Annotated in this window: 13 protein-coding genes; 10 read left to right on the top strand and 3 right to left on the bottom strand. The window is 71.3% G+C overall.

What is annotated here, in order from left to right; all coding sequences use genetic code 11:
• Positions 1–120: 120 nt before the first annotated feature.
• From HQN59_RS19050 to HQN59_RS19030, 5 genes are all read left to right on the top strand, one after another.
• Complete coding sequence (locus tag HQN59_RS19050; protein ID WP_176070701.1) at positions 121–999, top strand: TauD/TfdA dioxygenase family protein; 879 nt, start codon at positions 121–123, stop codon at positions 997–999.
• Positions 996–2,006, top strand: a complete 1,011-nt coding sequence (locus tag HQN59_RS19045) for a tripartite tricarboxylate transporter substrate-binding protein (protein ID WP_176070700.1) — start codon at positions 996–998, stop codon at positions 2,004–2,006. Before HQN59_RS19050 ends, HQN59_RS19045 begins: the two co-directional genes overlap by 4 nt.
• Before the next feature lie 437 nt (positions 2,007–2,443).
• On the top strand, positions 2,444–3,703 hold the full coding sequence (locus HQN59_RS19040) for a CmpA/NrtA family ABC transporter substrate-binding protein (protein WP_176070699.1): 1,260 nt from the start codon (positions 2,444–2,446) through the stop codon (positions 3,701–3,703).
• Between the two features lies 1 nt (position 3,704).
• Positions 3,705–4,631: a nitrate ABC transporter permease gene (ntrB, locus tag HQN59_RS19035; RefSeq protein ID WP_176070698.1), complete on the top strand. Its 927-nt coding sequence runs from the start codon at positions 3,705–3,707 to the stop codon at positions 4,629–4,631.
• Positions 4,632–4,642: 11 nt separating this feature from the next.
• Positions 4,643–5,443 carry an ABC transporter ATP-binding protein gene (locus tag HQN59_RS19030; RefSeq protein WP_176070697.1) on the top strand — a complete coding sequence of 267 codons (801 nt, stop codon included), beginning with the start codon at positions 4,643–4,645 and terminating at the stop codon, positions 5,441–5,443.
• Between the two features lie 38 nt (positions 5,444–5,481).
• On the opposite strand, the gene HQN59_RS19025 is transcribed toward HQN59_RS19030, so the two are convergent.
• Positions 5,482–6,756 carry a type IV pili methyl-accepting chemotaxis transducer N-terminal domain-containing protein gene (locus tag HQN59_RS19025; protein ID WP_176070696.1) on the bottom strand — a complete coding sequence of 425 codons (1,275 nt, stop codon included), beginning with the start codon at positions 6,754–6,756 and terminating at the stop codon, positions 5,482–5,484.
• Between the two features lie 142 nt (positions 6,757–6,898).
• Between HQN59_RS19025 and nirB the strand changes: the two genes are divergently transcribed.
• Genes nirB through HQN59_RS19010 form a run of 3 tightly spaced genes read left to right on the top strand, consistent with a single transcriptional unit; the run spans position 6,899 to position 12,781 of the window.
• The gene (gene nirB / locus HQN59_RS19020) at positions 6,899–9,376 is read left to right on the top strand and encodes a nitrite reductase large subunit NirB (RefSeq protein ID WP_176070695.1); all 2,478 of its coding nucleotides are present in this window, start codon (positions 6,899–6,901) and stop codon (positions 9,374–9,376) included.
• 29 nt (positions 9,377–9,405) lie between these two features.
• Positions 9,406–9,873, top strand: a complete 468-nt coding sequence (gene nirD / locus HQN59_RS19015) for a nitrite reductase small subunit NirD (RefSeq protein ID WP_176070739.1) — start codon at positions 9,406–9,408, stop codon at positions 9,871–9,873.
• Between the two features lie 16 nt (positions 9,874–9,889).
• Positions 9,890–12,781: a molybdopterin-dependent oxidoreductase gene (locus HQN59_RS19010; protein WP_176070694.1), complete on the top strand. Its 2,892-nt coding sequence runs from the start codon at positions 9,890–9,892 to the stop codon at positions 12,779–12,781.
• Positions 12,782–13,054: 273 nt separating this feature from the next.
• On the opposite strand, the gene HQN59_RS19005 is transcribed toward HQN59_RS19010, so the two are convergent.
• Entirely contained in the window at positions 13,055–13,699 is a 645-nt protein-coding gene (locus HQN59_RS19005; protein ID WP_176070693.1) for an FMN-dependent NADH-azoreductase, read from the bottom strand.
• 109 nt (positions 13,700–13,808) lie between these two features.
• On the opposite strand from HQN59_RS19005, the gene HQN59_RS19000 reads away from it, so the two are divergent.
• The gene (locus HQN59_RS19000; protein ID WP_176070692.1) at positions 13,809–14,726 is read left to right on the top strand and encodes a LysR family transcriptional regulator; all 918 of its coding nucleotides are present in this window, start codon (positions 13,809–13,811) and stop codon (positions 14,724–14,726) included.
• A gap of 145 nt (positions 14,727–14,871) precedes the next feature.
• A complete protein-coding gene (locus HQN59_RS18995) occupies positions 14,872–16,587 on the top strand; it encodes a PAS-domain containing protein (RefSeq protein ID WP_342451251.1) in 1,716 nt (571 codons plus the stop codon).
• Between the two features lie 9 nt (positions 16,588–16,596).
• Here HQN59_RS18995 and HQN59_RS18990 read toward each other — a convergent pair whose 3' ends face one another.
• The gene (locus HQN59_RS18990; protein WP_176070691.1) at positions 16,597–17,652 is read right to left on the bottom strand and encodes an AI-2E family transporter; all 1,056 of its coding nucleotides are present in this window, start codon (positions 17,650–17,652) and stop codon (positions 16,597–16,599) included.
• Positions 17,653–17,989 lie beyond the last annotated feature (337 nt).

Below are 17,989 nucleotides of genomic sequence, written 5' to 3'. Positions count from 1 at the left end.
CAGACTGCCCAGCGCGCGCGGGTGTGTCATCGAAAACCGCATAAGCAAGCTCGGGAAGTTTCGTTGGCGGCGGTCGACGTGCTGGCTAGATTCCCCAGCGTCGCAGCCCCTCGAGCCTTCATGACCATCCGCCATTCGCCGATCAACCCCGTCCTCGGCGCCGAGGTGGAGGGCGTCGACCTCGCCACCCTGAGTGCCGACGAGTTCCGCCAGCTCCACCGCATCTGGAAGCAGTACCACGTGCTGGTGCTGCGCAACCAGCAGCTCGACAACGCGCAATTCGAGCGCTTCTCGCGCATGCTCGGCGAGCTCGATCCGCCGCCCAACCAAGGCGCCGGGCGCAAGAGCGTGCCGGGCCATCCCGACCTCTACGTGGTGTCGAACCGCAAGAGCGCGCAGGGTGAACCGCTTGGCGCACTCGGCGACGGCGAGGCGCAGTGGCACACCGACATGTCGTACCAGGCCGTGCCGCCGATCGCCTCGATGCTCTGGGCGCTCGAGCTGCCCGAATCGGGCGGCGACACCTCGTTCGCCAGCATGCCGGCGGCGTTGCGAAGCCTCCCGCCCGAACTCGCCGCCCGCATCGCCGGGCTGTCGATCAAGCACGACGGTACCTACGACAGCGGCGGCAATGTCCGCGAGGGGCTCGCGCCGAGTAACGACCCGGTGACGTCGGTCGGGACCCTGCACCCGATCGTCATCAGCGAACCCGAAACAGGCGAGCCGACGCTCTACCTGGGCCGGCGCCGCAATGCCTACATCGCGGGGCTGCCGCTGGCGGAGTCGGAGCGCTTGCTCGACGAGATCTGGGCCCATGCCACGGCCGAGCCGCTGACGCTGCGGCACCGATGGCGCGTCGGCGACGTCGTGCTGTGGAACAACCTGACGACCATGCACCGGCGCGACGCGTTCCCCGCCGACCAGTTCCGCACCCTGCATCGCTCGCAGATCAAGGGCACCCGCGCGCCCCGCTTCGAGCCGTCGCAGGAGGCCGCGTGATCACGCGGCGTCGTTTCTCGGCGCGTCTGCTGGCGGCGGCGGGTGTCGCGGCTGCGCCCGCGTTCGCGAGCGAGCCGTATCCGAGCCGGCCGGTTCGGCTCGTCGTCGGCCTCGCGCCCGGCGGCATCGCCGATCAGACGGCGCGCATCATCGCGCCCAAGCTCGCCGAGGTGCTCGGCCAGCAGGTGGTGGTGGAGAACCGCACCGGCGCCGGCGGCGCGATCGCGACACGCGCTGTCGCGGGGAGCGCACCCGACGGCTACACCCTGCTGGTCGCCTTCGACGGCACCCACGTGACGATCCCGGCCAGCAACCCGGCGGCCGGCTTCGATCCGGTCGCCGACTTCGCGCCGATCGGCAAGATCGTCGACGCGCCGGTCCTCGTCACGGCGCACCCCAGCTTCCCGGCGAACGATTTCCGCGAGTTCGTCCAGCTCTCGCGCCGCCTGCTCAGCAGTGGCGGCAGTGCCGGTCGCCTGTTCGACTACGGCACCGCCGGCGTCGGCAGCACCGGGCACCTCACGATGGAGCTGCTCAAGCTGCGCCTCAACCTGTTCGCGGTTCACATCCCATACCGCGGCGGCGGCGACGCACGCGCGCAGCTGCTCGGCCGGCAGATTCCGCTGATGCTCGCCGCGGTGCCGACCACCTCGGGAGACATCCGCGCCGGAACGCTCAAGGGACTGGCGGTGACGAGCGCGCGACGCTCCCCGGTGCTGCCGACGGTGCCGACGCTCTCGGAGCTCGGCTTTGCAGAACTGCGCGGCCTCGACATCAATTCGTGGGTCGGCCTCGCCGCGCCCGCGCGCACACCCGTGGCCGTGGTCGAGCGCCTCAACTCGGCGCTGCACCAGGTGCTGGCTGCGGACGACGTGCAGCAGCGCCTGGTCCAGACGGGCTCGGTGCCGGTTCGCAGCTCGCCCGCGGCGTTCGCAACGCAGATCGCTGGCGACCTCGAGCGCTGGCGCAAGGTGATCGCTGAATCGCACCTGCGGCTCGACGTCTAGCTCGAGCGGGCATCGGGCGCCACGCCGTCGCTCGGCCCGGATCAGCCGTCGCCGGTTGGCCTCGCACCGTCGCTGGGCGCGCCATGTCGGCGCGCGCCGACCCGGATCGGGCTGCGGCGCGGCCGCGGCACGCGATGCACTTCGCGCGTGCATAGGCGACGTGCAAGCCTCGCGCTGACGCTGGCACGCAGCTTGCGATAGCCATCCCGAAGGTCTCGAACGGCCTGTCACGGATCGAGTCCTGCCAGCGCCGGCAGGCGTCGACTCCACCGCCTGATTGACGCGACGGTCCTGCGCGACCGTTCGCGCCTTCGGGGCCGCCCCCTCCCGCATTCAACGCTTGCCGCCGGCCCGCCGCTACCGCGGTGCGTCGGGCCGCGTTGCCGCGCGGACGAACCCGCCCGCGACTTCGACCGACTCTCCATCCGAGGACCGCCATGCCCATCCATTCCGATATTCCCGTCGACAAGCGCCGCCGCACGCTGATCCAGGCTGCGGCCGGCGCCGGCGCAGGCTTGCTGCCCGGCCTGCGCAGCGCGGTCTACGCGCAGGGCTCCGACAAGCCGGAGAAGGAGGAGGTCCGGATCGGATTCATTCCGCTGACCGATTGCGCGTCGGTGGTGATGGCGTCGGTGCTCGGCTTCGACAAGAAGTACGGGGTCCGCATCGTGCCGACCAAGGAAGCCTCCTGGGCGGGCGTGCGCGACAAGCTGGTCAACGGCGAACTCGACATGGCGCACGTGCTCTACGGGCTGATCTACGGCGTGCACATGGGCACCGCCGGTCCGAAGAAGGACATGGCGGTGCTGATGAGCCTCAACAACAACGGCCAGGCGATCACGCTGTCGAAGACCCTCGCCGACAAGGGCGCGGTCGACGGGCCATCGCTCGCCAAGGTGATGGCGCGCGAGAAGCGCGAGTACACGTTCGCCGGCACCTTCCCGACCGGCACCCACGCGATGTGGATGCACTACTGGCTGGCCGCGTCGGGCATCAACCCCGTGAGCGGCGCCAAGCTCATCACCGTGCCGCCGCCGCAGATGGTCGCCAACATGCGCGTCGGCAACATGGACGGCTTCTGCGTCGGCGAGCCGTGGGGCCACCGCGCGATCATGGATGGCATCGGGATCACCGCGATCACCACGCAGGACATCTGGCGCGACCACCCCGAAAAGACGCTCGGCACGACCGCCGACTTCGTGAAGAAGCATCCGAACACCTGTCGGGCCGTGATGATGGCGGTGCTCGAGGCGGGGCGCTGGATCGACGCCAGCCTCGCCAACAAGCAGAAGATGGCGACCACGGTCGCCGACAAGGCGTACGTCAACACCGGCGTCGACGCGATCAACCAGCGCATCCTCGGCCGCTACCAGAACGGGCTCGGCAAGACCTGGGACGACCCGAACCACATGAAGTTCTTCAACGATGGGGCGGTCAACTTCCCGTACCTCTCGGACGGCATGTGGTTCCTCACGCAGCACAAGCGCTGGGGCCTCGTCAAGGAGCACCCGGACTACCTCGCGATCGCTAGGCAGATCAACCAGATCGACCTCTACAAGCAGGCCGCGAGCGCGCTGGGGATCGGCGTGCCGAAGGACCCGATGCGGACCAGCAAGCTGATGGACGGCGTGGTGTGGGACGGCAAGGACCCACGCAAGTACGCCGACGGCTTCGCGATCAAGGCAGGGGTGGCCTGACATGGTGAGCGCCGTCTTCCACACCTCGCTCGACACGCGGCGCGCGGCGCCGGCGATGCCGGTCGCGGCGGCTCACGCCGTCGGCGCGGGCGCCGCCGTGCCCGCCAAGGCCCGCGTGCGGGCCGCCGCAGCCGCGAGCGCGAACCCGCGCATCGACGGGCGCGCGATCGCGATGAAGGTGCTCCCGCCGATCGTCGGCTGTGCACTGCTGATCGCGATCTGGGCCGTGCTGACGCGCAACAGCACGAGCTTCCCGACGCCGTGGTCGACGTTCGACGAGGCGGTCAAGGTCTTCTCCGACCCGTTCTACCGCAATGGACCGAACGACCAGGGCATCGGCTGGAACATCCTGTTCTCGCTGTACCGGGTCGCGATCGGCTTCGGCCTCGCCGCCGCGGTGGGCATCCCGCTCGGCTTCGCGATCGGCCGCTTCGAGGTCATCCGCAACATGACCTCACCGCTGATCAGCCTGCTGCGTCCGGTCTCGCCGCTGGCCTGGCTGCCGATCGGACTGCTGGTGTTCAAGTCGGCGAATCCCGCCGCGATCTGGACCATCTTCATCTGCTCGATCTGGCCGATGATCATCAACACCGCGGTGGGCGTGCAACGCGTCCCGGTCGACTACCTGAACGTCGCGCGCGTGCTGAACCTCTCGGAGTGGAAGGTCATCACGCGGATCCTGTTGCCCGCCGTGCTCCCGTACATGCTGACCGGGGTGCGCCTTTCGGTCGGCACCGCGTGGCTGGTGATCGTGGCGGCCGAGATGCTGACCGGCGGGGTCGGCATCGGCTTCTGGGTCTGGGACGAGTGGAACAACCTGAACGTCCAGCACATCCTGATCGCGATCTTCGTGATCGGCGTGGTCGGCCTGCTGCTCGAGTGGGCGCTGGTCTGGACCGCGAAGCGCTTCTCGTACGACGGCGCGTGAGGAGACCGGCCATGAAGAGCTTCATCGAAGTCCAGAACGTCGAGATGGTGTTCACCTCGCGCAAGGGGCGCTTTCACGCGCTGCGCGCGATCGACCTGCGGGTCGAGAAGGGCGAGTTCGTCACCCTGATCGGGCACTCCGGCTGCGGCAAGTCGACGCTGCTGAACCTGATCGCGGGCCTCACGCGACCCAGCGAGGGCGTGCTGCTGTGCAACGACCGCGAGATCGCCGCGCCGGGGCCGGAGCGCGCGGTCGTGTTCCAGAACCACTCGTTGCTGCCGTGGCTCACGTGCTTCGAGAACGTGCACCTCGCGGTCGAGCGCGTGTTCGGGGCGACCGAGCGGCGCGAGCAGTTGAAGGCGCGCACGCTGGCCGCTCTCGAGCTCGTCAACATGGGTCATGCGGCCGCCAAGCGGCCGCACGAGATCTCGGGCGGCATGAAGCAGCGCGTGGGCATCGCGCGTGCACTCGCCATGGAGCCCAAGGTGCTGCTGCTCGACGAGCCGTTCGGCGCGCTCGACGCGCTGACGCGAGCGCACCTGCAGGACGAGCTGCTCAAGATCGTCGGGCGCACCGCGAGCACCGTTGTCATGGTGACCCACGACGTCGACGAGGCGGTGTTGCTCTCCGACCGCATCGTCATGATGACCAACGGGCCGGCGGCGACGATCGGCGAGGTGCTAGCCGTCGACCTCCCGCGGCCGCGGAACCGGGTCGAGCTGGCGGAGGATCCGGCGTACATGCACCACCGCAAGGCGGTGCTGGACTTCCTGTACACGCGGCACGGCCACATCGAGGCGCAGGCGGCATGACACGCGCGTCTCGTGCGGCGCGCGCACGCGCCGCCGGCTCAGCCCATCAGCACCTGCATGCTGCGCTCGTAGCGGTCGGTGAGCGTCTCGAACAGCGCCAGCAGCGCATCGCTCGAGGCATCGAGCGAGCGTGCGCCGGCGGCGCTGCGTGCCTGCCTGGCCGCACGCGTGACGTCGTCCCAGGCACGCGCGGCGTCGGCGAGCAGGGAGCCGATCTCGGGGGTGCTGAGCGGCGCCGCGGCCAGCTGGCGCATCGCGTCCTCGAACGTCTCCGCCGTGGCGGCCATCTGCTCGCGCATCGCCGCAGCCTGGGCGCCGCCGAGCAGCAGCGCGAGCAGCGCCTGCTTGGCGTGACGCTGCGACAGCATTCGCTGGCGCCCCGAGACGTTGATGACGTGCAGCGTCGTCACGAGTCCGGCGGTCTCGAGCTGACGCGTCAGCTGCTCGGCCTGCAGCAGCAGCCCTTCGGCGAGAGCGTCGATGCTGGCGACGCGCGCGGCGGCGAGCGGCTGCGCCACCGCGGCCTTCAGCGCGGCCCACGCCGCCGCGACGCCGTCGAGAAGGTCGCCGAAAGTCGGGCGCGACAGGCTCCGGGCGAGCGCCGCGATGTTGGCTTCGATCTGGCCGACGCTGTCGGCGATCTGCGCGGCAGTGCTGCCGGCTGCCGGGTCGAGCACGCACAACGCGCATGCCTTGACGAGGCGCTGCGAAAGCATCCGCAGCTTGCCGGCGCGATTGACGGCGTCGGCGTAATGCGCCGCGGCGATCACCTGCTGCGAGACCTGGCCGACGCGCTGGTTGCTGTGCATCGACGCCGCACGCAGCACCGCGAACGCCTCCTCCTCCGACACCTGGCGCGCGCGCATCAGGATGCCCTTGGCGCGGTCGACCAGCTTGCGCTCGTCGTAGCGCCGTGTCACCTCGGCGAGCTCGCTGCGCAGCTTGCGGTCGTGTTCGAAGCGCGTCCGCGCCGCGTGGATCAGCGGACGCAGCCGGCCCGCCGCGTAGCCGTTGACCACGTACAGCGCGATTCCGGCGCCGAGCGCGCACTCGATGCGCGTCGCGTCCGGGTCGTTGGTGAACACGATCGCCGGGCACGGCGCGATCTCGGCGAGCTTCGCGAACTCGGCGAACAGCGCCTCGTCGGGCGAGTGTGCGACGCAGAGCACGACGTCCGGGCCGAGTTGCGAGACCTCGCGCACCAAGTTGCCGCGCGCCGCTGCACCAATCACGTGAATGCCCGCTGCAGCCAGGTCGCCGGCGAGGTCGATCGTGCTGCTGCGGCCGACGTCGAGCAGGAGCGCGGTCGTCATCGGCCGCGCCGCACGGGCGGTGGGAAAACGTCCATGGGGAGCGCATTGCAAGGCGTGCGCCACCTGCTGCAGTGCACAACGAATGCGAACCGCCTCGCCTCCGCGGCCCCGCGCCGCACGCACCTCTGACGAAAGCTCGACGATGACCCACAAACCGAAGCTCGTGATGGTCGGCAACGGCATGGCCGGCGTGCGCACGCTCGAGGAGCTGCTCAAGATCGCCCCCGGCTTCTACGACATCACCGTGTTCGGTGCCGAGCCGCACCCGAACTACAACCGCATCCTGCTGTCGCCGGTGCTCGCCGGCGAGCAGACGCTCGAGGACATCGTGATGAACCCGCTCGGGTGGTACGCCGAGCACGGCATCACGCTGCACCTCAGCAGGAAGGTGGTCGACGTGCGGCGCCGCCAGCGCATCGTCGTCGCCGACGACGGCACGGAGGCCGCGTACGACCGCCTGCTGATCGCGACCGGATCGGTCCCGTTCATCCCGCCCCTGCCGGGCCGCGATCTCGACGGTGTCATCGCCTATCGCGACATCGCCGACACGCAGACGATGATCGAAGCCGCTAAGACGCACCGCCACGCCGTCGTCATCGGCGGCGGCCTGCTCGGACTCGAGGCGGCCAACGGACTGATGCGGCGCGGCATGTCGGTCACCGTCGTCCACATCGCGCCATGGCTGATGGACCGCCAGCTCGACGAGACCGCGGCGCGGATGCTGCAGAAGTCGCTCGAGGAGCGCGGCCTCAGGTTCCGCATCGGCGCCCAGACCACCGCCCTCGTGGGCGACACCGACGCGGCCCTCGTCGATGCGAGCGGCGCCGGCGAGCCCGGCCGGGCGCGCGTGCGCGCCGTGCGCTTCGCCGATGGCAGCGAGGAAGCCGCCGACCTCGTCGTCATGGCCGCGGGCATTCGCCCCAACGTGGAGCTCGCCGAGCGCATCGGCCTGCACTGCGACCGCGGCATCGTCGTCACCGACACCCTGCAGACGATCACCGACGCCCGCATCTATGCGGTCGGCGAGTGCGCGGCGCACCGCGGCGTCGCGTACGGCCTGGTCGCGCCGCTGTTCGAGCAGGCCAAGGTATGCGCGACGCACCTGGGCGAGTTCGGCATCGGGCGCTATCTCGGGTCGCAGACCTCGACCAAGCTCAAGGTCACGGGGATTGACCTGTTCTCGGCCGGCAACTTCGCCGGCGGCGAGGGCACCGAGGAGATCGTCCTCAGCGATCCCTACAACAGCGTCTACAAGAAGCTCGTCGTCAAGGACGACAAGCTGATCGGTGCGTGCCTCTACGGCGACACCGCCGACGGCAGCTGGTACTTCGACCTGGTGCGCGAGGGCAAGGACATCGCCTCGATCCGCGACCACCTGATGTTCGGCCAGCAGCATCTGGGCGACACCGGGCACGCCGGCAACAGCCGCGCCTCGGCGATGCCCGACAGCGCCGAGGTCTGCGGCTGCAACGGGGTCAGCAAGGGCACGATCGTCAAGGCGATCCGCGAGCAGGGCCTGTTCACGATCGACGAGGTCAGGAAGTGCACGAAGGCGAGCGGCTCGTGCGGCTCGTGCACCGGCCTCGTCGAGCAGATCCTGATGGCGACGGCGGGTGCCGGCTACACCGCGGCGCCCAAGCTCAAGCCGGTCTGCGGCTGCACCGACGCCAACCACCAGCAGGTGCGCGACGCGATCCGCGAGCGCCGGCTGCTGACGGTCGCGAGCGTCTACGAGCAGCTCGGCTGGCGCACGCCGAACGGCTGCGCGAGCTGCCGCCCGGCGGTCAACTACTACCTGATCAGCACCTGGCCCCACGAGGCCCAGGACGACCCGCAGTCGCGCTTCATCAACGAGCGCGCGCACGCCAACATCCAGAAGAACGGCACCTTCTCCGTGGTGCCGCGCATGTGGGCCGGCGAGACCAGTGCGTCCGAGCTGCGCCGCATCGCCGACGTCGTCGACAAGTACGCGATCCCGACGGTCAAGGTCACCGGCGGCCAGCGCATCGACCTGCTCGGCGTCAGGAAGGAAGACCTGCCGGCCGTGTGGAAGGACCTCGGCATGCCGTCCGGCCATGCCTACGGCAAGACGCTGCGCACCGTGAAGACCTGCGTCGGCAGCGAGTGGTGCCGCTTCGGCACCCAGGACTCGACGCGCATGGGCAAGGAGCTCGAGCGGGCGCTCTGGCGGATGGCGGCGCCGCACAAGGTCAAGCTCGCCGTGAGCGGCTGCCCGCGCAACTGCGCGGAGTCGGGCATCAAGGACGTCGGCGTGATCGGTGTCGACTCGGGCTGGGAGATCTACGTCGCCGGCAACGGCGGCATCAAGACGGACGTGGCGCAGTTCTTCTGCAAGGTGAAGACGCACGAGGAGGTGCTCGAGGTCGCCGCCGCGTTCCTGCAGCTCTACCGCGAGGAGGGCTGGTACCTCGAGCGGACCGTCCACTATGTCGGACGCGTCGGCCTCGACCACGTGAAGGCGAAGGTGCTCGACGACGCCGCGAACCGCCGGGCCCTCGCCGAGCGGCTCGCGTTCGCCCTCGACGGCGTCCCCGATCCCTGGGTCGAGCACGAGCAGGCGAAGGTCGACCTGCGCCAGTTCGAGGCGATCGCGCTGTGAGCGCGCGCGACGAGCCCGGGGTGCCGGGCATGACGCCGGCGCCCGATGCGCGTGCCGGCAGCGCGAGCCCTGCCGGCGCGCAGTGGAAGACGATCTGCCGGGTCGACGACATCCCGAGACTCGGCGCGCGGCGCGTGTCGCGCCCACACGGCGCCGACATCGCGGTCTTCCGCACTGCCGACGACCGCGTGTTCGCGCTGCTCGATCGCTGCCCGCACAAGGGCGGGCCGCTGTCGCAGGGCATCGTCTTCGGCGACAGCGTCGCGTGCCCGCTGCACAACTGGACGATCGGCCTGGCCGACGGCTGCGCGGCGGCGCCCGACGTCGGCTGCGTGCAGCGCTTCAGCGTGCGCGTGAGCGCCGGCAGCGTCGCCCTCGACCTCGCCGAGCTCGCGCACCCGCGATCCGACGCCGACCCGGGCTCGGCAAGCCACGCCGCGGGCGGCAACGACGCCGCAGGCGCCTCCGTCGAGAGCCCGGCCAAGACGGCCGCCTGAACCGAGGGCTCCACGCGTGACCGAGACGCGCTCGACCTGTCCCTACTGCGGCGTCGGCTGCGGCGTGATCATCGAGAGCGCCGGGGACGCGATCACCGGCGTGCGCGGCGACCCCGACCACCCGGCGAACTTCGGGCGCCTGTGCAGCAAGGGCAGCACGCTGCATCTCACCGCGACCCGCGAGGTGACGCTGCAGACGCGGCTGCTGCAGCCGATGCAGCGCGCGGCGCGTGGCGCGACGCCGCAGCCGATCGGCTGGGACGCGGCGCTCGAGCTGGCCGCGGACCGCTTCGCCGCGACCATCGCGGCGCACGGCGCCGACGCGGTCGGCTTCTACATCTCGGGCCAGCTGCTGACCGAGGACTACTACGTCTTCAACAAGCTCGCCAAGGGCCTGGTCGGCACCAACAACGTCGACAGCAATTCGCGGCTGTGCATGAGCAGCGCGGTCGCGGGCTACAAGATGACGCTCGGCGCCGACGCGCCGCCGTGCTGCTACGACGACATCGCGCACGCGTCGACGCTGTTCATCGCCGGGTCGAACACGGCGTATGCCCACCCCATCGTGTTCCGCCGCATCGAGGACGCGCGGCGCGCCAACCCGGCGCTGAAGATCGTCGTCGTCGACCCGCGCCGCACCGAGACGGCGGCGAGCGCCGACCTGCACCTGGCGATCGCCCCGGGCACCGACGTGGCCCTCTTCAACGGCCTGCTCCACGTGATGCTGTGGGAAGGCTGGACCGATGCCGCGTACATCGCCGCGCACACGAGCGGCTTCGATGCGCTGAAGGCGCGCGTGCGCGACTTCGCACCCAAGGACGTCGCGCGGCTGTGCGGCATCGACGAGGCCGACCTCGTGCAGGCGGCGCGCTGGTTCGCGAACATCGACGCCACGCAGCCGGCCGGCCGCGCGCCGACCCTCTCGATGTACTGCCAGGGCCTGAACCAGAGCACCAGCGGCAGCCTGAAGAACGCGGCCCTGATCAACCTCCACCTCGCGACCGCCCAGATCGGCCGCCCCGGCGCCGGGCCGTTCTCGCTGACGGGTCAACCGAACGCGATGGGGGGGCGCGAGGTCGGCGCGATGGCGAACCTGCTGTCGGGCCACCGCGACCTCGCCGACGCCCGCGACCGGGACGAGGTCGCCCGACTCTGGGGCGTCGTCGACGTGCCGTCGACGCCGGGCCTCAGCGCGGTGGAGATGTTCGAGGCGGCCGCGGACGGCGCGCTGCATGCGCTCTGGATCGCCTGCACCAACCCTGCCCAGTCGATGCCGGACCAGGCCACGGTGCGGCGCGCGCTCGAGCGCTGCGAGTTCGTGGTGGTCCAGGAAGCGTTCGCGACGACCGCGACCTGCGGCTACGCCGACCTGCTGCTGCCGGCCACCACCTGGGGCGAGAAGAGCGGCACGGTCACGAACAGCGAGCGCCGCATCAGCCGGGTTCGCGCGGCGGTCGCGGCACCCGGCGCCGCCCGCGACGACTGGGCGATCGCCGCCGACTTCGCTCGGCGCCTCGAGGCGCGCCTGCGCGCGAGCGGCGGGTCGCGTGCGGTCGTCGAGCGATCGCTGTTCGAGCACGCGAGCGCCGAGGCGATCTGGAACGAGCATCGCGAGACGACGCGCGGCCGCGATCTCGACATCGGCGGCCTCGACTACGCCCGGCTCGAGCGCGAGCCTGCGCAGTGGCCGTGGCCGGCCGGCGCCGGCGCCGGCCGCAGCCGGCTCTATGCCGACGGCATCTACCCGACCGCCGACGGGCGGGCACGCTTCGTCGACGCCGCTTACGAACCGCCGGCCGAGCGGCGCGACGCCCGCTTTCCGTTCGTGCTGAACACCGGGCGCCTGCGCGACCAGTGGCACGGCATGAGCCGCACCGGCACCGTGGCCCGGCTGTTCGGGCACGTGCCGGAGCCGGCTGTCGAGATGAACCCGAGCGACATGCAGCGGCTTCGGCTCGCCGACGGCGATCTGGTGACGGTGACCTCCCGCCGTGGCGCGATCACGCTCGCGGCGCAGGCGAGCGTGGCGCAGGCGCCGGCGCAGGCATTCATCGCGATGCACTGGGGCGACGAGTTCCTGTCCGGAGCCGCCGGCGGCCCCGCCGAGACGCGGGCGCCCGGGGGTGCAGCCGATGCGCGTCCGGGCCGTGCCGCCGGCGTCAACGCGCTCACCCAGCCGGCGTTCTGCGCGCGCTCGAAGCAGCCCGAGCTGAAGCACGCCGCGGTGCGCATCGCCCGGGCGGACCTGCCGTGGCGGCTGCTCGCGCTGGCCTGGCTGCCCGCCGAGCGCGCGCTTGCGGTGCGCGAGGCCTTGCGGCCGCTCCTCGGCGAGCTCGCATTCGCGACCTGTGTGCCGTTCGGGCGCGAGCGCAGCGGCGTGCTGTTCCGCGCGGCGGCGCTGGCACCGCCGCCCGCCACCCTGGTCGAACGCATGGAGGCCCTGCTCGATCTCCGCGCCGACAGCGCTCCCGCGTCGCGACCCCGGCTGCACTATTCGGACCCGCGGCGCGGCCAGCATCGCACGATCCGGCTGTCGGGCGCCGGCGCCGGTACGCGCGTCGACGGCTTCCTGATCGCGGGCGACATCAGCGCCGAGGCGTGGCTGCGTCCGCTGCTGCAACAGGAGCTGCCGGCGGCCGCGCACGGTCGCGCGCTGCTCTCGGCAGGAGCAACGCCGCCGCAGCCGGTCGTCGCGCGCGGCCGGCAGGTCTGCAGCTGCTTCGACGTCAGCGAGGATGCGGTGGTCGCCTGCGTCGCGCGCGTGCCCGGCCCTCCGGCAGTCCGGCTGGCGGCACTGCAGGGCGAGCTCAAGTGCGGAACCAACTGCGGCTCGTGCCTTCCGGCGCTGCGCGCGTTGGTGGACGCGCCCGCGGCGCAGCACGTCGAGGGCGCATCAGTCGCAGCATGACTCCGTGCACGGGTGGCGCATCGAGAGCCTCGCGACAGGGCAGCCCGCTGACGCAAAAGGCACTCGGGTCCGACCGGCCGCTGGCTCGACGCGTCAACGATGAGCGGCTCTCGACGATCGGCTGGCCGTCGAAACGCTGGCTTGCGTAGGAGACCGCGCGGCCGTTCGAGTCGCTTCACCCTCTCGAGTCGAGCATCTCGAACGTCCCGAGGACCGATTTCCTTGTCTGCCAGTCGCGCCAACCCCCGCGTGCCCGGCTGCGGCGGGGCCGATTCACGCCGCCAGCGCCGCCGCCGCCTCGTTCGCGGCGCGTGCGGTGTGGGCGCGGATGTCCACGGCTGCCGCCGCGAGCGCGCGTGCCTTGGCTTCGTCGCCCATCGACAGGCCCTCGGCGCGCACGATGCGCACGTCGGCGATGCCAAAGAAGCCGAGCACGGCCTTGAGGTAGCTCTCCTGGTGGTCCATCGCCTCGGCCGGCACGCCGGCGTAGCGGCCGCCGCGCGTCGAGACGACGATCACGGTCTTGCCGGTCGCGAGGCCTTCCGGGCCGGCGGCGGTGTAGCGGAAGGTGCGGCCGGCCTGCGCGATGCGATCGATCCACGCCTTGAGCTGGCTCGTCACGCCGAAGTTGACCATCGGCGCGCCGATCACGACCACGTCGGCGGCGAGGAACTGGCTCACCAGGCGCTCCGTGAGGGCGTTCTCGCGCTGCTGCGCGGGGGTGGGTGCCGCGCCGGTGGCGAGCCGGAAGCCGAGGGCGTCGGCGTCCAGGTGCGCAGGGCCCTCGGTCACGAGGTCGAGGTATTCGACGCGGGTGCCGGGATGGCTCGCGGTCCATTGCGCGACGACCTCGCGGCCGAGCGCACGCGAGACGGAGGCGGAGCCCAGCGGGCTCGAATCGACATGCAGCAGCTTCATCGTCTTTCTCCAGGCGGCCACCAGCGGCCACGACAGGAAAGAGTGTGAAGATGATCCGATCTGCCGAGAAGTCGCCAGAATCGCGTTTCACTGTCCTGCAGGTGGAACGATGCAGAACCTCAACGACATGCTGTTCTTCGCCGAGGTGGTCAGCAGCGGCAGCTTCGCGGCGGCCGGACGGCACCTCGGCATTCCGAAGTCGCGGCTTTCCAGGCGCATCGCCGAACTCGAGGCACGGCTCGGCGTGCGGCTGCTGCAGCGGACCACGCGCAAGCTCTCGCTCACCGAGGCCGGAGAGATCTACAACCGGCATTGCGTCGCGATGCGCGAGGAGGCCGAGGCCGCCGACGAGGCGCTCGCGCGGGTGCGCGGCGAGCCACGCGGCACGGTCCGGGTGACGGTGCCGGTCACGCTCGCACAGACCAGCCTCGGGCCGGTGCTCGCGCGCTTCGTTGCGGCGCATCCGCACGTCCGTGTCGAGATGCAGGTGACCAACCGCGTGGTCGACCTGGTGCAGGACGGCGTCGACGTGGCGCTGCGCGTGCGCACCGCCATCGACGACAGCGGCAGCCTGGTCGTGAAGAACCTCGGCGAGACGCGCGCGGTGCTGGTCGCGAGCCCGCGTCTGCTCGAGCGCATCGGCGCGCCCACCACGGTCGACGACCTGCGCGAGCTGCCGACGCTTGCGATGTCGGCGGCGGACGGACGCGCCAGCTGGCGGCTGGTGGGCCCTGGCGGCGGGGGGTTCGAGCTGCAGCACCGACCGGTGTGCACCGTCGACGACCTGTTCGTCCTCAGGTTCGCGGCGCTCGACGCGATCGGCATGACGGTGCTGCCCGACTACCTGTGCGCGAACGACCTGCGCGACGGACGGCTGGTCCCGGTGCTGCCGGGCTGGGGACCGCCGCCGGCCCATGTGCTCGCCGTCTTTCCGTCGCGGCGCGGCATGGTGCCGGCGGTGCGGCGCTTCCTCGATTTCCTGGGCGAGCACGTCAAAGGCGGCGGTGAGCTGCCACGCGGCTGCTGAGCCACGGAGGTGGCGCTCGCGCGCGCACGCCGCTGTAGGAAGGCTGGCGCCGGCGACGTGGGACATTCCCGAACTTGCGCGCACGCGACCGCGTGCCGCGGCTGCCTTCGGTACGCTTGCGCGTCTTCGACTAGGCTTCGCCCTCGTGCCGCACAACGCCGCCGCCAACGTCAGCGCTCTCGTTCGCCCGTCGCTGGAGGCCCTTGCCGAGATGCTCGACGGGCTCGAGCTCGCCCTGTGCGTGTTCGACGAGGCCGACCGCGCGCTGCTGTGGAACCGCACGTTCCTGCGCTTCTTTCCCGAGCACGAGGGCCACGTGCACGTCGGCGAGCCCTACGCCGACAACCTGCGGCGCTTCTACCGGGCGCGGCTGCGCCCCGAGGAGATGGGGGCGCTCGAGCGCTTCGTGGCAGAAGGCGTGCTGCGCCACCGGGGCCAGCAGCGGCCGTTCGTGTTCAAGCACCGCGGCGTCGAGCTGAGGGCGGCGTCGCTGCCGCTGCCGGGCATCGGCCGCGCCCGCATGTGGAAGGTCGAGAACCGCGCCGAGGCTGCGTCCGTGGCGCCGGCGCCCAGCCTCGTCGATGGTGCCGAGCGCTTCCGCTGGCTCGATCACGTGGCCGACGGCGTCGCGATCACCCACCCCGACGGCAGCATCGTCTGGGCCAACGACTCGTTCGCCGATCTGTACGGCTTTGCCCAGCGCGCCGCGGCGATCGGCCTCACCTTCGTCGACGTCTACCGCAGCGCCTGGCAGGGCGATCTCGACGCGGACGAGGAACGCCTCTACGCGTCGGGGCTCGAGGTGCTCGGCGAGCACCTGCGTTATGCCGGCGCCCCGTTCGAGGTGCCGCTGCCGCGTGAGCGCTGGAGCCGCGTCGTCGAGCAGAGCGGGCCCGACGGGCTGCGCTTCTTCACCCACCTCGACGTGACGACCATGAAGCACCAGCAGGAGCTGCTGCGCATCGCCGAGCAGCGCGCGCGGGAGAGCGCCGCGCTGCTCGAGCTGACGCTCGAGCGCATGGAGCAGGGCGTCATCATGGTCAACGCCGACGGCGTCGTCGAGGTCTGCAATCCACAGGCGATGGCCTTGCTCGACCTGCCCGAAGCGCTGATGAAGTCGCGGCCGTCCTTCGAGCAGGTGATCGCTTACCAGTGGGCGCGCGACGAGTTCGCCCCGGCCTCCGAGGATCTCAAGGCGTTCATCCGCGCGGGAGGCGTGCTCGACCGACCGCATGCCTACGAGCGGCAACGCCCCGACGGCCGCGTGCTCGAGGTGCGCAGCGTGCCGATCCACGGCGGTGGCATCCTGCGCACCTACATGGACGTGACGCAGCGGCGGCGCAGCGAAGAGCGCATCCAGCACATGGCGCGTCACGACGGCCTCACCACGCTGATCAACCGCGAAGCGTTCCTCGAGCGCCTGGCCGAAGCGGCGCGGCCGCCCGCTGGTGCCTTCCACGGCTTTGCCGTGCTGTTCATCGACCTCGACGGCTTCAAGCCGATCAACGACCAGCACGGCCACCACGTCGGCGACAAGGTGCTGACGATGGTGGCGAGCCGCTTGCGCGCCGCGGCGCGCGAAGGCGACGTGGTCGGCCGGATGGGGGGCGACGAGTTCGCGGTGCTGCAGCGCGGCGCCTGCACCCGCGCCAATGCGCTCGGACTCGCGCAACGGATCCTCGAGAGCGTGCGCCAGGACATCGAGGTCGAGTCGCACCGCGTGCGGGTGAGCGCATCGATCGGCATCGCGGTCGCTGCCGAGCCCGGCTGCGACCCCGACACGCTGCTGCGCCAGGCCGACGCCGCGATGTACACCGCCAAGGCGCGCGGCCGCAACCAGGTGCAGCTGCACGAGAGCTGACGGCTCGCGCTATCGGCGAGCCTCGGACCCGGCGCCGTGGAGCTGCCAGATCGCGACGAACATCGCCGCCACGACCGGGCCGATGACGACGCCGCTGACGCCGAAGCTCGCGATGCCGCCGAGCGTGGTGACGAGGATCATCGAGCCGGGCAGGTGGGTGTCACGGCCGACCAGGATCGGACGCAGGATGTTGTCGACCGCGGTGAGCACGACGACGCCGAAGAAGACGAGGCCCAGGCCCTTCCACCAGGCGCCCGTGACCAGGAAGTAGAGCGCGATCGGTGCCCACAGCAGGCCTGCGCCGACCGCCGGGATCATCGAGAGCAGCCCGAACAGCACCCCCCAGAACAGCGGCGCCGCGATGCCGAGAGCGCCGAGCACGACGCCACCGAGCGCGCCCTGCGTCGCGGCCATCACGACGCCGCCCTTGACGGTCGCGCGGATCACCGTCGCAAACGTGCGGGCGAGCGCGCCGAGCTCGTCCGGCTCGAGCGGACTGAAGCGCTCGACCTGCGCGGCGAGGCGCCCGCCGTCGGTCAGCAGCACGTAGAACAGGTACAGCATGATCGCGAAGCCGAGCGCGAACGCGAACACGTTGAGCCCGATGCCGAGCAGGTGCGTCGCGACGTACTGGCTCGCCTCGACGGCGTTGGCGGCGAGCTTGTCGCGCAGCGACGCCAGGTCGTCGAGACCGGCACTCTCGAGCGCCTGTCGCGCCGCGGGGGGCAGCGCGTCGACGATGCGGCCGACGTAGGCGCCAATGTCGACCCGCCGCGCCACGATGTCGGCGTAGAGCGCACGCGCCTGGCGCAGCAAGGCGAGCACGAGCAGCATGGTCGGGATCCCGGCAGCGACCGCCACGATCAGCAGCGTGCTGGCGCCGGCGACGCCGCGACGCCCGCCGCTCGCGCGCAGGAGCCATCGGTAGAGCGGCGCGAACACCACCGCGAGGACGATGCTCCAGAAGATCGCGCCCACGTAGGGCCAGATCACCCACAACAGTGCGGCGCTGGCCAGCAGCGTGAGCGCCTGGCGGGCCTGCGTTGAACGGAACGGGCGACTCACCTTGTGGCCTCGTGCCGCGCAGGGCCCCAGGCCATCGGCGAAGCCGGCCCGATGAAGCCTGCCGGCGTGAAAGCGGCTGTGCGCATCCGTGCTCCCGACGGGTTGAACGACGTCGAGCGCCACCCGCTGCGGCGGGCGCTCGAGGCGCGACTTGGGCGGGCAGCGTAACGTGGCGCGGCGCAGCCTTGGGACGGCGGCGCGCGCTGCCGTGCCGGCGCGCCGCCTGGAGATGCTTCTGCACGTGCACGTCGTCGCCGCTTCGGTGTCAACGCGCCGCGCGCGGTCCAGGGCAGGGCACACGAGTCTCGATGCGCGGCTCGCGCGCGCGTGCGCGGTG

It is taken from the genome of Rhizobacter koreensis, from assembly GCF_013366375.1.
Classification (GTDB): domain Bacteria; phylum Pseudomonadota; class Gammaproteobacteria; order Burkholderiales; family Burkholderiaceae_C; genus Schlegelella_A; species Schlegelella_A koreensis.
This window is presented reverse-complemented; position numbering and strand designations above follow the sequence as displayed.

Excerpts from the sequence above, each read along its gene's own strand:
- HQN59_RS19050 (WP_176070701.1), top strand. The coding sequence starts at position 121 with ATGACCATCCGCCATTCGCCGATCAACCCCGTCCTCGGCGCCGAGGTG.
- HQN59_RS19040 (WP_176070699.1), top strand. The coding sequence starts at position 2,444 with ATGCCCATCCATTCCGATATTCCCGTCGACAAGCGCCGCCGCACGCTG.
- ntrB (WP_176070698.1), top strand. The coding sequence starts at position 3,705 with ATGGTGAGCGCCGTCTTCCACACCTCGCTCGACACGCGGCGCGCGGCG.
- HQN59_RS19030 (WP_176070697.1), top strand. The coding sequence starts at position 4,643 with ATGAAGAGCTTCATCGAAGTCCAGAACGTCGAGATGGTGTTCACCTCG.
- HQN59_RS19025 (WP_176070696.1), bottom strand. The coding sequence starts at position 6,756 with ATGACGACCGCGCTCCTGCTCGACGTCGGCCGCAGCAGCACGATCGAC.
- nirB (WP_176070695.1), top strand. The coding sequence starts at position 6,899 with ATGACCCACAAACCGAAGCTCGTGATGGTCGGCAACGGCATGGCCGGC.
- nirD (WP_176070739.1), top strand. The coding sequence starts at position 9,406 with ATGACGCCGGCGCCCGATGCGCGTGCCGGCAGCGCGAGCCCTGCCGGC.
- HQN59_RS19005 (WP_176070693.1), bottom strand. The coding sequence starts at position 13,699 with ATGAAGCTGCTGCATGTCGATTCGAGCCCGCTGGGCTCCGCCTCCGTC.
- HQN59_RS19000 (WP_176070692.1), top strand. The coding sequence starts at position 13,809 with ATGCAGAACCTCAACGACATGCTGTTCTTCGCCGAGGTGGTCAGCAGC.